This window comes from Streptomyces sp. NPDC004732 (genome assembly GCF_040609235.1).
Lineage (GTDB): Bacteria > Actinomycetota > Actinomycetes > Streptomycetales > Streptomycetaceae > Streptomyces.
Genome location: NZ_JBEXJR010000015.1, coordinates 1 through 14444 on the forward strand (window position 1 = coordinate 1; position 14444 = coordinate 14444).

General features: G+C 71.2%; 13 protein-coding genes. 3 read left to right on the forward strand and 10 right to left on the reverse strand.

What is annotated here, in order from left to right; genetic code table 11:
• Positions 1-765 precede the first annotated feature (765 nt).
• Entirely contained in the window at positions 766-1776 is a 1011-nt protein-coding gene (gene trpS / locus ABZV77_RS34950) for a tryptophan--tRNA ligase (RefSeq protein WP_356266013.1), read from the forward strand.
• 87 nt (positions 1777-1863) lie between these two features.
• On the opposite strand, the gene proC is transcribed toward trpS, so the two are convergent.
• The 5 genes from proC to ABZV77_RS34975 form a co-directional block, all read right to left on the reverse strand.
• Positions 1864-2688 carry a pyrroline-5-carboxylate reductase gene (gene proC, locus ABZV77_RS34955; protein WP_356266016.1) on the reverse strand — a complete coding sequence of 275 codons (825 nt, stop codon included), beginning with the start codon at positions 2686-2688 and terminating at the stop codon, positions 1864-1866.
• Between the two features lie 127 nt (positions 2689-2815).
• Complete coding sequence (locus tag ABZV77_RS34960; protein ID WP_356266019.1) at positions 2816-3553, reverse strand: ABC transporter permease; 738 nt, start codon at positions 3551-3553, stop codon at positions 2816-2818.
• Complete coding sequence (locus ABZV77_RS34965; RefSeq protein ID WP_356266022.1) at positions 3550-4503, reverse strand: ABC transporter ATP-binding protein; 954 nt, start codon at positions 4501-4503, stop codon at positions 3550-3552. The genes ABZV77_RS34960 and ABZV77_RS34965 overlap by 4 nt, the downstream gene beginning before the upstream one ends.
• A 23-nt stretch (positions 4504-4526) precedes the next feature.
• Complete coding sequence (locus ABZV77_RS34970; RefSeq protein ID WP_356266025.1) at positions 4527-5303, reverse strand: class I SAM-dependent methyltransferase; 777 nt, start codon at positions 5301-5303, stop codon at positions 4527-4529.
• An 85-nt stretch (positions 5304-5388) separates the two neighbouring features.
• Entirely contained in the window at positions 5389-5913 is a 525-nt protein-coding gene (locus tag ABZV77_RS34975; RefSeq protein WP_356266028.1) for an EamA/RhaT family transporter, read from the reverse strand.
• 150 nt (positions 5914-6063) lie between these two features.
• Here ABZV77_RS34975 and ABZV77_RS34980 point away from each other — a divergent pair, with 150 nt between their 5' ends.
• Positions 6064-8319, forward strand: coding sequence for a serine/threonine-protein kinase (locus ABZV77_RS34980; protein ID WP_356266031.1), 2256 nt, complete (start codon positions 6064-6066; stop codon positions 8317-8319).
• 48 nt (positions 8320-8367) lie between these two features.
• On the opposite strand, the gene ABZV77_RS34985 is transcribed toward ABZV77_RS34980, so the two are convergent.
• From ABZV77_RS34985 to ABZV77_RS35005, 5 genes are all read right to left on the reverse strand, one after another.
• The gene (locus ABZV77_RS34985; protein WP_356266350.1) at positions 8368-8613 is read right to left on the reverse strand and encodes an SH3 domain-containing protein; all 246 of its coding nucleotides are present in this window, start codon (positions 8611-8613) and stop codon (positions 8368-8370) included.
• Positions 8614-8786: 173 nt separating this feature from the next.
• Positions 8787-10640: a dihydroxy-acid dehydratase gene (gene ilvD / locus ABZV77_RS34990; protein ID WP_356266034.1), complete on the reverse strand. Its 1854-nt coding sequence runs from the start codon at positions 10638-10640 to the stop codon at positions 8787-8789.
• 138 nt (positions 10641-10778) lie between these two features.
• Positions 10779-11411 (reverse strand): TetR family transcriptional regulator, encoded by a 633-nt coding sequence (locus tag ABZV77_RS34995; protein WP_356266037.1) that lies wholly within the window; start codon positions 11409-11411, stop codon positions 10779-10781.
• On the reverse strand, positions 11408-12232 hold the full coding sequence (locus ABZV77_RS35000; protein WP_356266040.1) for a sugar phosphate isomerase/epimerase: 825 nt from the start codon (positions 12230-12232) through the stop codon (positions 11408-11410). Before ABZV77_RS35000 ends, ABZV77_RS34995 begins: the two co-directional genes overlap by 4 nt.
• 99 nt (positions 12233-12331) lie before the next feature.
• Positions 12332-13264: a Ppx/GppA phosphatase family protein gene (locus ABZV77_RS35005; protein WP_356266043.1), complete on the reverse strand. Its 933-nt coding sequence runs from the start codon at positions 13262-13264 to the stop codon at positions 12332-12334.
• A 71-nt stretch (positions 13265-13335) separates the two neighbouring features.
• Between ABZV77_RS35005 and ABZV77_RS35010 the strand changes: the two genes are divergently transcribed.
• The gene (locus ABZV77_RS35010) at positions 13336-14262 is read left to right on the forward strand and encodes a hypothetical protein (RefSeq protein WP_356266046.1); all 927 of its coding nucleotides are present in this window, start codon (positions 13336-13338) and stop codon (positions 14260-14262) included.
• The last annotated feature ends 182 nt before the right edge of the window (positions 14263-14444 follow it).

Genomic DNA, 14444 nt, shown 5'->3' on the forward strand with positions numbered 1-14444 from the left:
CTCACCGAAGTGAGTCGGGGTATCAACATATCTGGCGTTGACTTTTGGCACGCTGTTGAGTTCTCAAGGAACGGACGCTTCCTTTGTACTCACCCTCTCGGGCTTTCCTCCGGGCGCTTCCCTTCGGTGTTTCTTTTTGTTCTTCGTTCTTGCGTTTCCGACTCTATCAGACTCTTTCGTGTCCGACTTCCTCGGTGCCTTTCCGGTTCCCGCTCCGGCCTTTCGGCTTTCGCGTTTCCCTTTCCGGCGGTTCCGACTCTATCAGATCCTTTCGGGCCTGACTCCCAGTCGAAGTGGGTTTGTCTTTGCGGCTGTTGGGCCGTTCCGACGAGTGAGACTTTAGCGGAATCCTGGCTCCCGACCTAATCGGGGGCGTCCTTTCGAACGCCGATTCCTCATTTCGCAAACACGCATGAAAGCAAACCGAAGGCGGGACCCCGAAGAGTGCACGACGTCGATCGTTTTAATGGTTCTTGCGGAATGGCTGCCCGGGGACCGACCATGTGGTCGACGCTCACGTCGGGCAACTCGGAGAACACTACGTAGCCACGCCGGGGGTGTCAACTCCTGACATGGGGCCCCGGCAGGTCTACTCTGGGTGACGTGACTACACGTGCGTACGCCCAACTGTGGTGGGCCGCCTGACGGCGGCCGTACATACGCATGTACTCAACGGCCGCCGCCTCGGCGGCCGTTTCTCGTTCTCCCCCTGGGGGATCCGGAGCCCGGTCGCCGGGCCGGCGGTCCTGACCAGGAGGCGGAGAAATGACGAGGATCTTCAGCGGGGTCAAGCCGACGGGGCACCTGACCCTGGGCAACTACCTGGGAGCCGTCCGGCAGTGGGCTGAGGTCGACCAGTACCGGGCCGACTCGCTGTTCAGCGTCGTCGACCTGCACGCGCTGACCGTGGAGCACGATCCCGGACGGGTGCGCAGGCTCAGTCGGCAGGCGGCGACGCTGTTGCTCGCGTCGGGGATCGATCCCGAGCGGGCCACCGTCTTCGTCCAGAGCCATGTGGACGAGCACGCCCGGCTCTCGTATCTGCTGGAGTGCGTCGCGACGGACGGCGAGATGCGGCGGATGATCCAGTACAAGGAGAAGTCCGTGCTCGAGCGGGCGCGGGGCGGGAGCGTGCGGCTGTCGCTCCTTACTTATCCCGTGTTGATGGCGGCGGACATCCTGGCGTACGACGCCGACGAGGTGCCGGTCGGTGAGGACCAGACCCAGCACGTCGAGCTGACGCGGGACCTGGCGGTGCGGTTCAACCAGCGGTACGGGCAGACCTTCGTCGTGCCGCGGGCCACACCGCCCAAGGTGGCCGCGCGGGTCATGGACCTGCAGGACCCGACGTCGAAGATGGGCAAGTCCCACGAGGCCGGGGCCGGGATCGTCTATCTGCTCGACGAGCCGGAGGTCGTGCGCAAGAAGATCATGCGGGCCGTCACGGACAGCGGCAGCGAGATCGTGTTCGACCGCGAGTCCCAGCCGGGGGTCTCGAACCTGCTGGAGATCCTCGCGGCTTGTCAGGGTGGGAACCCAGAAGCCTTGAGCGGTGCATACGAGTCGTATGGCGCACTGAAGAAGGACACCGCCGAGGCCGTGGTGGAACTGCTCAGGCCCGTACAGCAGCGGCACAAGGAGCTGGTGGCAGACCCCACGTATGTAGAGGAGGTGTTGCGGCGGGGAGCTGAGCGGGCGCGGGGCATGGCCAAGCCGACGGTGGACGGCGCCTATCGGGCGATCGGGCTGCTGCCGCCGGTGAGCGAGGCGCGGTGAGCGAGGCGCGGTAGGCGCGGGAGCTGGTGGCGGGGCGCGATGCGGCGTGGCGGCGCATCGCGACCTCGCTGCCGGGGCCCGCGTGGGTCAGCTGTTGTTGCCGGAGGCCAGTTCGCGGCTGCGGTCGCGGGCTGCTTCCAGGGCCGCGATGAGGGCCGCGCGCACTCCGTGGTTCTCGAGCTCGCGGATGGCGTTGATCGTGGTGCCTGCGGGGGAGGTGACGTTCTCGCGGAGTTTCACCGGGTGCTCGCCGCTGTCGCGGAGCATCACGGACGCGCCGATCGCCGCCTGGACGATCAGGTCGTGGGCCTTGTCGCGGGGCAGGCCGAGGAGGATGCCTGCGTCGGTCATGGCTTCGACGAGGAAGTAGAAGTAGGCGGGGCCCGAGCCGGAGAGGGCCGTGCAGGCGTCCTGCTGTGTCTCGGGGACGCGGAGGGTCTTGCCGACGGCGCCGAAGATCGCCTCCGCGTGGGCCAGCGCCGCGGTGGAGGCGTGGCTGCCGGCCGAGATCACGGACATGCCCTCGTCGACGAGGACGGGAGTGTTCGGCATGACGCGGACGACCGGGGTGGACTCGGTCAGGCGCTCTTCGATGAAGGCCGTGGTGATACCGGCGGCGGCGCTGATGACCAGGCGGTCGGGGGTGACGTGCGGGGCGAGTTCGTCGAGCAGCTTGGCCATGTCCTGCGGCTTGCAGGCGAGGATCAGGGTGTCGGCCTGCTTGGCGGCGTCGGCGTTGCTGACGGGGGTGACGCCGTAGCGGGTGCGGAGTTCGTCGGCGCGTTCCTGGCGGCGGGTGGTGACCAGCAGGTCGGTCGGCGCCCAGCCACCGCGGATCATGCCGCTGAGCAGGGCTTCACCGATCTTTCCGGTGCCGAGGACGGCGACTTTCTGGCTCGTGTTGCTGCTCATGAACGGTGGCCTCCGGGGTTGCTTCGTCCGGGGACCATCCTCGCATCGGTGTGCCGGGGGCAGTGGTGGTGTCCGGTGGGCGGGATGCCGCGTGCCGGGTCCGGCGGGGTGGGTCGGGCGACGTGGGTCAGGCGGTGCGGCGGCGGAGGGTGGCCGCGCCGAGGGCGAGGACGAGGAGTGCGCTGCCCGCGACGATGACGACGTCCCGGATGAAGTCGCCGGTGATGTCGGGGTGGTGGAGGACTTGGTTCATGCCGTCGACGGCGTACGACATGGGAAGGGCGTTGGAGGTCCACTCCAGGACCGGCTGCATGGTGTCGCGGCGGGCGAACAGGCCGCAGAGCAGGAGCTGGGGGAAGATCACGGCCGGCATGAACTGGACGGCCTGGAATTCGGAGGCGGCGAAGGCCGAGACGAAGAGGCCGAGTGCGGTGCCGAGGAGGGCGTCGAGCAGGGCGATCAGGAGCAGCAGCCAGGCGGATCCGGTGACTTCGAGGCCGAGGGCCCACAGGGCGAGTCCCGTGGCGAGGAGGGACTGGACGACGGCGAGGGCGCCGAAGGCGAGGGCGTATCCGGCGATGAGGTCGCCTTTGCCGAGGGGCATGGCGAGGAGGCGTTCGAGGGTTCCCGAGGTGCGTTCGCGCAGGGTGGCGATGGAGGTCACCAGGAACATCGTGATGAGCGGGAAGATTCCGAGGAGCGAGGCGCCGATGGAGTCGAACGTCTGCGGGCTGCCGTCGAAGACGTAGCGCAGGAGGAGCAGCATCACGCAGGGGACCAGGATCATCAGCGCGATGGAGCGGGGGTCGTGGCGGAGCTGGCGCAGGACTCGCGCGGCGGTGGCGAGGGTGCGGTAGAGGTTCATGGGGTGCTCCTCGGCGGGGCCTGGTGGCGTGCGTCGGCCTCGTCCACGAGGTGGAGGAAGGCCTCTTCGACCGTGTCCGAGTGGGTGCGGGCGCGCAGGGCGTCGGGGGTGTCGTCGGCGAGGAGTTCGCCGTCGCGCATGAGGAGGAGGCGGTGGCAGCGTTCGGCCTCGTCCATGACGTGGGAGGAGACGAGGAGCGTGGCGGCGCGGTCGGCGGCGATGGCGTGGAAGAGCTGCCACAGGTCGCGGCGGAGTACGGGGTCGAGGCCGACGGTCGGCTCGTCGAGCACGAGGAGTTCGGGGGCGCCGAGGAGGGCGACTCCCAGGGAGACGCGGCTGCGCTGGCCGCCGGAGAGGTGGCCGGCGAGGGAGTCGGCGTGCGAGGTGAGGGCGACGTCGTCGAGTACGCGGGTGACGTGGTCGCGTCGGCGGTCGGCCGCGGTGCCCGTGCCGGGGTCGAGGATCGCCGCGAAGTAGTCGAGGTTCTGGCGGACGGTCAGGTCGTCGTAGACGGACGGGCTCTGGGTGACGTATCCGATGCGGGAGCGGAGGGCGGGGGCGCCCGCGGGGTGGTCGAGGACGTTCAGGGTGCCGGTGACCTTGGCCTGGGTGCCGACGATCGCGCGCATGAGGGTGGACTTGCCGCAGCCGGAGGGGCCGAGGAGTCCGGTGATCTGGCCTCGGGGGACGGTGAAGTCGAGGCCGCGCAGGACGGTGCGGGGGCCGCGGACGACGGTCAGGCCTTGGGCCAGGACGGCCGGGGACGGGGCGGGGGATGTGGCCGGGGGTGCGGGTGCGGGCGCGTGTGCCGTGGCGGTTTCTGCGGTTCGGGGTTCCGTCGGGACGGGTGCGGTCGGGGCGGGGCGGGGGTCCGTCGCGTCCGGTTGGTTGTCGGCCGGGCGGGCCGCCGAAGCCTCGGGGCAGGCCGCCGGGCTCCTCTTATTCATCATGTGATGAATAATCCTCCCGGCGCCTACCCCTCGTCAACCCAGACCAGTAGTTCGACGGCGTAGCGCTCCTCGACCACGCCGTCCGGGAAGACCTTCAGCAGCTCCGTGCGCTCCTCCGCGACGAAGTCCGCCGTGCGGCGCTCGCCGAGAACGAGGAACGCCGAGTGCGTGGCGAGGTTGGCGAGGTGGGTGTCGACGGGGACCCGGCGGCTCCAGCGGAGCCGGTCGCGGCGGAATTCGAGGGCGGTCGTCAGGTCGCTCGCGCGGCGCGCCGCCTGGTCGGCCGCGCGGTGGGCGTCGTCGGGCGCGCCCAGGAAACGGGCGATGCGGGCGGCCTGCTCGCCGAGCCACGGTGTCTCGGGGTCCGCGTCGCCCTGGCGGTTCCACCACAGGGCGAGGGCGCCGCCGGGGCGCAGCACGCGCAGGGCCTCGGGCACGGAGCGTTCCTGGTCCGTCCAGTGCCAGGCCTGGGCGTACGTGATGAAGTCGGCCGAGCCGTCGGCCAGCGGCAGGGCATTGCCGTTGCCGCGTACGAGGGGGATGTGCGGCAGCGTGCGGCGGAGCTGTTCCGCCATGCCGTCGCCCGGCTCGACCGCGAGGACCTCCGCGCCTCGCTCGGCGAGCAGCGCCGTGGCGATTCCGGTGCCCGCGCCCACGTCGACGACGCGGGCGCCCGCGAGGGGGCGGCCCGCCAGGTGTTCGACGGCGTCGAAGAGGGCGGGCGGATAGGAGGGGCGGTATGCCGCGTACTGGGCGGCGGCCGCGTTGAAGGAGTGGGCGCGGGAAGGGGTGGCAGTCATGGGGAGATCGTGGCGCGCGGAGAGTCACATCCGCCAGGGCCGCCCGCCCGTGCCCCCGGGACCCACAACGGTCCCGGCCCGTGTCTCAGCGCTTGCGCTTCTTGCGGGACGGGTTGCCCGTGCGGCGTTCCGTGCGCTTTGTGTACTGCTCGCGGGCCGCCTCGTACTCCTTGCGGTGCAGTTTCTCGCCCGGGGCCTCCGACAGGGAGCGGAGGAAGTAGGCGAGGAGGCTGCCGACGAAGCCGATCGCCATCAGGCCGCGCGTCGAGGACTGGGACTCCGCGTCGTGGCGCCGGGTGAACCCTTCCCAGGTGCGGCGGAAGGCGAGGGCGCTGCAGATCGCGAACATGACGACGACGAGGGCGTTCACGAGCGTGCCGACGGCCGCGATGGTCAGGCCCTCGTAGGCGAAGCGCAGCACGAAGCAGCCGGCGGCCGCGCCCACCAGCGAGCCGACGGCGACGCCGGCGCGGCGGGCGCCGTAGCCGCCGTCGTGGGCGACCCAGGTCGTCCCGAAGAAGCGGAGTGGCTCGGGCTGCGGTCCGGGCGCGGTGCCGGAGGAGGCGGTCGGGGTTCCTGTGGGTCCCTGGGGGGCGGGTTCTTCGCTCACCGGTTGATTATCGCCTGCCGCCCCGCGAGGCCGGGGCGTCGTGCGGACAGGCACGCCCTATTCGTCCCCCGCCTTGCCAGCCTGTACGTCCCGGCCGCTAGTTTGGGCAGCGAAACGTTGCATCGGTGAACGCGGGGGAGGTCGGTGAGCATGTCGCTCCGTGGAGGAGACCCGGAGGAGATCGGCGGGTACCCGCTGGAGGCCCGTCTCGGGTCGGGCGGCATGGGCACGGTCTTCCTGGCGCGCTCGGCGTCGGGCCGCCCCGTCGCGATCAAGCTGATCCACCAGCAGTTCGCGGACGACGAGGAGTTCCGGATCCGCTTCCGGCAGGAGGTCGCCGCGGCCCGCCGAGTCAGCGGCGCCTTCACCGCGGCCGTGATCGACGCCGACCCCGAGGCCGAGCACCCCTGGATGGCCACCGCGTTCATCGAGGGCCACACCCTCGCCCAGCGCATCGCCAAGCAGGGCCCGATCGGCGGCGCCGAGCTGCGCAGGCTGGCCATCGGGCTCACGGAGGCGCTGCGCGACATCCACCGCGCGGGCGTCGTGCACCGGGACCTCAAGCCGTCCAACGTGGTCCTCTCCCCCGAGGGCCCCCGGGTCATCGACTTCGGCATCTCGCGCGCCGCGGACCAGCAGACGCTGACGATGACGGGCCGGGTGATCGGCACGCCGCCGTTCATGTCGCCCGAGCAGCTGCAGGCACCGCGCGGCGTCGGGCCGCGCTCCGACGTCTTCTCGCTGGCCACGCTGCTGGTGTACGCGGCGACCGGGCAGGGGCCCTTCGACGCGGACAGCCCGTACATGACGGCGTATCAAGTGGTCCACGAGCCGCCCTCGTTGGGCGAGGTGCCGGGCAAGCTGCGGCAGGTGGTCGAGCCGTGCCTCGCGAAGGATCCCGAGGACCGTCCTTCGGCGGACGAACTTCTCGTACGGCTGCGGGATCTGCCGTCCGATCTGGGCGGCGCGACGGGTCCGACGGGTCCTGCCGAGAGCCCGCGCTGCACGCGCGAGACGGACACGCAGCACCATCTGTCGGCCGACGACGACACTCCGGCGCCCGGCGCCGCGTCGCCGTCGACCGCCACGCAGGACACGGGGACCTTCTTCGGCCGTCGGCTGCGCCGCCGCTGGCGTCCGGCGCTCGCGGCCGCCGTGGCCGTGGCCGCGATCGGCGGCGGGGTCGCGGTGGTGCGGGCGGGCGACTCGGGCGGGTCCGGTGGCACGGGTGACGAGGGGCGTGACATCGCGGCGGCCGGGGCGCGGCTGCCGGGCGGCTTCGAGCCGTGGCGCAAGACCCTGCGGGGCGGCCGCCCCGACATTCCGGACGAGGTGCGCTGCGAGGCGCGTGACGACGCGCTGTTCTGCGGGGGCGGCAGCGTCGTCGCGACGCGGATCAGGCTCTCCGACGGCTCCCGTGTCTGGACGGAGAAGAGCCCCGGCGTGCCCATGCAGGGCATGCACATGGTGGGCGTCACCGGCGACACGGTGCTCGGCTACCGCATCGCGGCCCAGGACGATCCGGTCAACCCCGCCACCGAAGTGGTCGCCATCGACGCGGACAGCGGCGACGAGCTGTGGTCGACGCCGTCCGGCGCCCAGTCGACGGCGGTGACGAACCGTGCGCAGGACGCCGTGGTGATCAACTCGACCGTCGTGACGGTCGACGCGTCGAACAACCGCTTCGAGGCGCGGCAGGCCCACAGCGGAAAGGTGGCCTGGAAGCAGCCTTTCCCCGCGGGCAAGCAGTGCGCTCCGGTCCCCGCGGGGACGCGGCTGTACGCGATGTGCGCGCCCCGCTCCGAGCTGGCCGCGACCGATGTGCGCCACCCCGACCTGCGCGTCGTCGACCTCGCGTCGGGCAGCCTCGGCAAGGCCGTCCCCGTCCGGGGCCCCGCCGTGCCGGTCGGTACCGCCGACGACGGCCTCGTACTCCTGCACGAGCGCCACGAGGGGCCCGAGCTGGTGGGCTACGACGGGGTGATGCGGGTGGACAGGGCCTCGCACAAGGTCGCGTACTCGCGGCTGCAGAAGACGTACGACGGGACGCCCGGGATGGCGGACGGCAGCGTCTTCGTGACCGGGCAGACCGGGCTCGTCACGGCGCTCGACCCGGCGACCGGCAGGAAGAAGTGGTCCCGGCAGACGGGCGCGGAGGGCCTGTCCGGGCCGGTGTCCGGGGACGGCGACGGGCTGCTCTACTTCAGCTCGGCCAGCGGCCGGGTCGCCGCGCTCACGTCGCGCAAGGGCGAGCCGCGGTGGACGACGAACCCGCGCGCCGAGGGTCTGGCGGGCGAGGTGAACGCCAGCCCGCGCGTGGCCGTCAAGGGCAGCGTGGTGGTCGTGGCGGCCGCCAAGAACACGGTGTTCGCCTTCGACGCGACGAAGCCGCCGAAGTCCGGCTGAACACCGGCCCCCGGCGGCCCTGGCTCAGCACCTCAGCATCTCAGCACCTCAGCAGCGCGGTGCCACGTACCCACTGCTGCCCGTGCGGACGTACGTGTCCGACACGTACCGCCCGCTGCCGATGCGGTCCCATATCTTCGACGTGCCGGTCGGCCCCGTCACCGTCTCGCCGGGCTTCTGGCAGGCGATGGTGACGCGGGAACCCGCGCTGAGGCGGCCGACCTTGCGGTACGAAGTGCCGGGGCCCGATCGGACGTTGACGTCCGCGACGATCGGGTAGCTCCTTGCGGCCATCGCCTCGATGTCCGTGCCGTCCGCGCTTGCTGCACCATCGACTTCCGGCGCCATGACGTTCTCGCTCACAGTGCTCTCCCCCCGTACACGGCGGCGCGGGCCGCCCTCGGTGTGTATCCCACACCAAGGACGCGCCCGCGCCGCAAAAAGTTTCCGTGTGACGGCCCCGCGCCTCAGCCGAGCTTCGACACGTCCCGGACCGCGCCCTTGTCGGCGCTGGTCGCCATCGCCGCGTACGCGCGCAGAGCCGCGGAGACCTTGCGCTCGCGGGCCTTCGGCTCGTACACCCCGCCGAGCGCCGCGCGGCGGGTGGCCAGCTCCTCCTCGGGGACGAGGAGTTCGATCGAGCGGCCGGGGATGTCGATGCGGATCCGGTCGCCGTCCTCGACGAGCGCGATCGTGCCGCCGGACGCCGCCTCGGGCGAGGCGTGGCCGATCGACAGGCCCGAGGTGCCGCCGGAGAAGCGGCCGTCGGTGACCAGGGCGCAGGCCTTGCCGAGGCCACGGCCCTTCAGGAAGGAGGTGGGGTAGAGCATCTCCTGCATGCCGGGGCCGCCCTTGGGGCCCTCGTAGCGGATGACGACGACGTCGCCTTCCTTGACGCCCTTGTTGAGGATCTTCTCGACGGCCTCTTCCTGCGAGTCGCAGACGACCGCGGGGCCCTCGAAGGTCCAGATCGACTCGTCGACGCCCGCGGTCTTCACGACGCAGCCGTCCACGGCGATGTTGCCCTTGAGGACGCCCAGGCCGCCGTCCTTGGAGTAGGCGTGGGCGACGTCGCGGATGCAGCCGTTCGCGGCGTCCGTGTCGAGGGAGTCCCAGCGCTCGGACTGCGAGAAGGCCTCGGCGGAGCGTCGGCAGCCGGGCGCCGCGTGCCACAGCTCGACGGCCTCGGCTGAGGTGGCGCCGGAGCGGATGTCCCAGGCGTCCAGCCACTCCTTGATGGAGGGCGAGTGGACGGTGTGCACGTCCTCGTTGAGGAGACCGCCCCGGTACAGCTCGCCGAGCAGTGCGGGGATGCCGCCCGCGCGGTGCACGTCCTCCATGTAGTACGTCGTGGTGGGCGCGGCGTTCGGGGCGACCTTGGCCAGGCAGGGGACGCGGCGCGAGACGGCGTCGATGTCGCCCAGGTCGTAGTCGATCTCGGCCTCGCGGGCCGCGGCCAGCAGGTGCAGGATCGTATTGGTCGAACCGCCCATGGCGATGTCGAGGGCCATGGCGTTCTCGAAGGCCGCGTGGGTGGCGACGTTGCGCGGCAGGACGGAGGCGTCGTCGCCGTCGTAGTACCGCTTGGTGATGTCGACGACCGTCCGGCCCGCCCGCTCGTACAGCTCCTTGCGGGCCGTGTGCGTGGCGAGGACCGAGCCGTTGCCCGGCAGGGAGAGGCCGATGGCCTCGGTCAGGCAGTTCATCGAGTTGGCGGTGAACATGCCGGAACAGGAGCCGCAGGTCGGGCAGGCGTTCTCCTCGATGCGGAGGATGTCCTCGTCCGAGATGCTCTCGTCGACCGCGTCGCTGATCGCGTTGACCAGGTCGAGCTTGCGGACCGTGCCGTCGACGAGGGTGGCCTTGCCCGCCTCCATGGGACCGCCGGAGACGAAGACCGTCGGGATGTTGAGGCGCAGGGCGGCCATCAGCATGCCGGGGGTGATCTTGTCGCAGTTGGAGATGCAGATCAGGGCGTCGGCGCAGTGCGCCTCGACCATGTACTCCACGGAGTCCGCGATCAGGTCGCGGGAGGGCAGGGAGTACAGCATTCCGCCGTGGCCCATCGCGATGCCGTCGTCCACGGCGATCGTGTTGAACTCGCGCGGGATGCCGCCCGCCTCGCGGATCGCGTCGGAGACGATGCGGCCGACCGGCTGCAGGTGCGTGTGGCCCGGCACGAACTCCGTGAAGGAGTTGGCCACGGCGATGATCGGCTTCCGCCCGATGTCGGCCCCGGGTACACCGGAGGCGCGCATAAGGGCGCGGGCGCCCGCCATGTTGCGGCCGTGGGTGACTGTGCGGGACCTGAGCTCGGGCATGGTCGCTCGCTCCTTCAGGGATTTCGACGATCTATGGAGAGACGTGACGAGAGATATGACTGCTGTCGAGCGTACGCCGCGGCTCCAGGATCTGGACAGGCTGTCCGGATTGCGGGACGCCGGTCTCACGGCCCCGACTCACGGCCCCGTCAGATGTCCCTGCACCACGGGGGCCAGTCGCGCGACCAGCTGTTCCACGTCCGCCGATGCCAGCGGCTCGACCTGGATCACGTACCGCAGCATCGCGACGCCCACGAGCTGCGCGGCCGCGAGCTCGGCCCGCAGCTCCGCGTCCGGCACCTGGAGCCGCCCCGCGATGCGCCCGAGGAGCTGGGTGGAGATGAGGCGGCGGAAGATCGCGGCGGCCGTTTCGTTGTCCACCGCGGAGCGCACGATGGCCAGCAGCGGGGCGCGCGTCGCGGGGTTCTCCCAGACGCCGAGGACGAAGCGGGTCAGGCGCTCGCCGACCCCGTCCAGTGGTCCCTCGTCGATCGCGGCGGGCGCTTTCAGCGCGGGCGCGAAGGCGATGGTGATGGCCGCCTCGAAGACCTGTTCCTTCGTGCCGAAGTAGTGGTGCACGAGCGCCGGGTCCACCCCGGCGGCCTTGGCGATGCCGCGCACGGACGTCTTCTCGTACCCGCGTACGGAGAATTCCTCGCGGGCCGCCCGCAGGATCTCGTCGCGCGTCGCGGGCCCGGTCTCCGTCTGCGTACGGGACGGGCGGCCCCGGCGCCGCGGCGCGGTGGCCTCCGACGGTGCACCGGAGGTCATGAGCGGGGCACCTTCACCGCGGACGCCAGGTGCAGCCGGGTGAAGGCGAGCGCCTCGGCGAGATCGGCCTCACGTTCGGCGCTGGACATCGCGCGCCGCGTGTTGACCTCGATGACGACGTGCCCGTCGAAGCCGCTGACCGCCAGGCGCTCCAGGAGCTCGGCGCAGGGCTGTGTGCCGCGGCCGGGGACGAGGTGTTCGTCCTTGGCCGAGCCGTTGCCGTCGGCGAGGTGGACGTGGCCGAGCCGGTCGCCCATGCGGTCGACCATGTCCATGGCGTCCGTGCGGGCGGTCGCGGTGTGCGAGAGGTCGACGGTGAAGTGGCGGTAGTCGTCCTTGGTGACGTCCCAGTCGGGGGCGTACGCGAGCATCTCGCGGTCGCGGTAGCGCCAGGGGTACATGTTCTCGACGGCGAACCGCACATCCGTCTCGTCGGCCATGCGCCAGATTCCGTCGACGAAGTCGCGGGAGTACTGCCGCTGCCAGCGGAACGGCGGGTGCACGACGACGGTCGACGCGTCCAGCTTCTCCGCGGCGGCCTTCGCGCGCTGCAGCTTGATCCAGGGGTCCGTGGACCAGACGCGCTGCGTGATGAGCAGGCAGGGCGCGTGCACGGCCAGGATCGGGATCCGGTGGTAGTCGCTCAGCCTGCGCAGGGCCTCGATGTCCTGGCTGACGGGGTCGGTCCAGACCATGACCTCGACGCCGTCGTAGCCCAGGCGCGCGGCGATCTCGAAGGCCGTCGCCGTCGACTCCGGATAGACCGAGGCCGTCGACAGGGCGACCTTCGCATCCGGGATGCGCACCACTGGTTCTGCCACGAGGGACAGCGTACGGGCCCCGTCGTGGCGCCGGGGAGGTGGCCTCGTGCCGCCCTGGTCAGCGCCCGGAGGGTCCGGTTCAGGGTGCATGCCGCGCGCTCACAGCGCCGGAAGGTGGTCGAGCTTGCGCAGGATCACGCCCTCGCGCAGCGCCCACGGGCAGATCTCCAGGGCCTCGACCCCGAAGAGGTCCATCGCGCCCTCCGCCACGAGCGCCCCCGCGAGCAGCTGTCCGGCCCGGCCCTCGGAGACGCCGGGCAGCTCGGAGCGCTCCTGCGTGGTCATCGCGGCGAGCTGCGGCACCCAGTCCTCCAGGGACTTCCGCTTCAGCTCCCGCTGTACGTAGAGCCCCTCGGTCGAGCGTGCGGCGCCCGCGAGACGGGCGAGCTGCTTGAAGGTCTTCGAGGTCGCCACGATGTGGTCGGGGGCGCCGAACCTGCTGAACTCCCCGACCGTCCGGGCGATCTGCGCGCGCACGTGGCGGCGCAGCGCCTTCACGTCGGAGGGGTCCGGCGGGTCCGTCGGCAGCCAGGCGCCGGTGAGGCGTCCGGCGCCGAGCGGCAGGCTGACGGCCGCGTCCGGCTCCTCGTCGAGGCCGTAGGCGATCTCCAGGGAGCCGCCGCCGATGTCGAGGACGAGGAGCTTGCCCGCGGACCAGCCGAACCAGCGCCGGGCGGCCAGGAAGGTCAGCCGGGCCTCCTCCGCGCCGGTCAGGACCTGCAGATCGACGCCTGTCTCGTCCTTGACCCTGGCGAGCACCGCGTCGGCGTTGCTCGCCTCGCGCACCGCGGAGGTGGCGAAGGGCAGTACCTCTTCCACGCCCTTGTCCTCGGCCGCGATCATCGCCTCCCGGACGACGGTGACCAGCCGGTCGACGCCGTCGGGTCCGATCGCCCCCGCGGGGTCGAGGAGTTGGGCAAGGCGCAGATCGGCCTTGTGCGAGTGCGCGGGCAGCGGCCGCGCGCCGGGGTGGGCGTCGACCACGAGCAGATGCACCGTGTTCGACCCCACGTCGAGGACACCGAGTCTCATATACGGAACGCTACGCCGCGTGGGGCGTTCGGCTGGCCTCGGGCGGTCGGCCGCACGCATACCCTGGAGGCGTGCCAAAGACGAAAAAGGCGAAGACCGACAAATCGAAGTCGGGGAAGCCGTCGACCAAGCAGGCCGCGTCGGAGAAGCCGACGAAGAAGGAGAAGCCGGAGAAGGTGGGAAAGCCGGTGAAGCCGGGGAAGTCAGAGAAGCCGGGGAAGCCGGGAAAGGCAGCGAAGCCGGAGCCGGACGAGAAGGGGCTTGACTTCGCCCGCGCCTGGGTGGAGTTCCCTGATCCCGCGGACGACGAGCAGATCTTCCGCTGCGATCTGACATGGCTGACCTCTCGGTGGAACTGCATCTTCGGCAGCGGCTGCCAGGGCATCCAGCCGGGCCGCGCCGCCGACGGCTGCTGCACGCTGGGCGCCCACTTCTCGGACGATGACGACGAGAAGCGGGTCGCCGGGTACGTCGAGCGGCTCACGCCCGACATCTGGCAGCACCATGACGTGGGCCGGGAGACCGGCTGGGTCGCCACGGACGAGGACGGCGACCGCCAGACCCGTCCGTACAACGGCTCGTGCATCTTCCAGAACCGCCCCGGTTTCGAGGGCGGCGCCGGTTGCTCGCTGCACATCCTGGCGCTGAAGGAGGGCCGCGAGCCGCTGGAGACGAAGCCGGACGTGTGCTGGCAGCTGCCGGTGCGCCGGACGTACGAGTGGATCGACCGGCCCGACGACACGCGCATCCTCCAGGTGTCGATCGGTGAGTACGACCGGCGGGGCTGGGGCCCCGGTGGCCACGATCTGCACTGGTGGTGCACGTCGGCGACGTCGGCGCACGGCGCGGGCGACCCGGTGTACGTCTCCTACCGGCCCGAGCTGATCGAGCTGATGGGCAAGGAGGGGTACGACCGGCTCGTGGAGCTGTGCGAGGAGCGTCTTGCCTCCCAACTCCCGCTGCTGGCACCGCATCCGGCGGATCCCGCGACCCACTAGAGCACCGGGCCTAGGGCCTGTCGTCAGACTCCTGTCGTCGCCCGGAGGGCGGCTTCGCGGCGTCTGGTGCGTGCTCTCGGCGTGCCGGGTGGACGCCCTCGTACTGGACGTACGTGGGCGTTCACCCGGTGCGGCGAGAGCGCGTGCCGGACGTCGCGGAGCAGACAGGAGTTTGACGACAG

What these genes read in the sequence shown, in the direction of transcription:
- trpS (WP_356266013.1), top strand. Translation starts at nt 766, where the DNA reads ATGACGAGGATCTTCAGCGGGGTCAAGCCGACGGGGCACCTGACCCTG.
- proC (WP_356266016.1), bottom strand. Translation starts at nt 2,688, where the DNA reads ATGAGCAGCAACACGAGCCAGAAAGTCGCCGTCCTCGGCACCGGAAAG.
- ABZV77_RS34960 (WP_356266019.1), bottom strand. Translation starts at nt 3,553, where the DNA reads ATGAACCTCTACCGCACCCTCGCCACCGCCGCGCGAGTCCTGCGCCAG.
- ABZV77_RS34965 (WP_356266022.1), bottom strand. Translation starts at nt 4,503, where the DNA reads ATGATGAATAAGAGGAGCCCGGCGGCCTGCCCCGAGGCTTCGGCGGCC.
- ABZV77_RS34970 (WP_356266025.1), bottom strand. Translation starts at nt 5,303, where the DNA reads ATGACTGCCACCCCTTCCCGCGCCCACTCCTTCAACGCGGCCGCCGCC.
- ABZV77_RS34980 (WP_356266031.1), top strand. Translation starts at nt 6,064, where the DNA reads ATGTCGCTCCGTGGAGGAGACCCGGAGGAGATCGGCGGGTACCCGCTG.
- ABZV77_RS34985 (WP_356266350.1), bottom strand. Translation starts at nt 8,613, where the DNA reads ATGGCCGCAAGGAGCTACCCGATCGTCGCGGACGTCAACGTCCGATCG.
- ilvD (WP_356266034.1), bottom strand. Translation starts at nt 10,640, where the DNA reads ATGCCCGAGCTCAGGTCCCGCACAGTCACCCACGGCCGCAACATGGCG.
- ABZV77_RS34995 (WP_356266037.1), bottom strand. Translation starts at nt 11,411, where the DNA reads ATGACCTCCGGTGCACCGTCGGAGGCCACCGCGCCGCGGCGCCGGGGC.
- ABZV77_RS35005 (WP_356266043.1), bottom strand. Translation starts at nt 13,264, where the DNA reads ATGAGACTCGGTGTCCTCGACGTGGGGTCGAACACGGTGCATCTGCTC.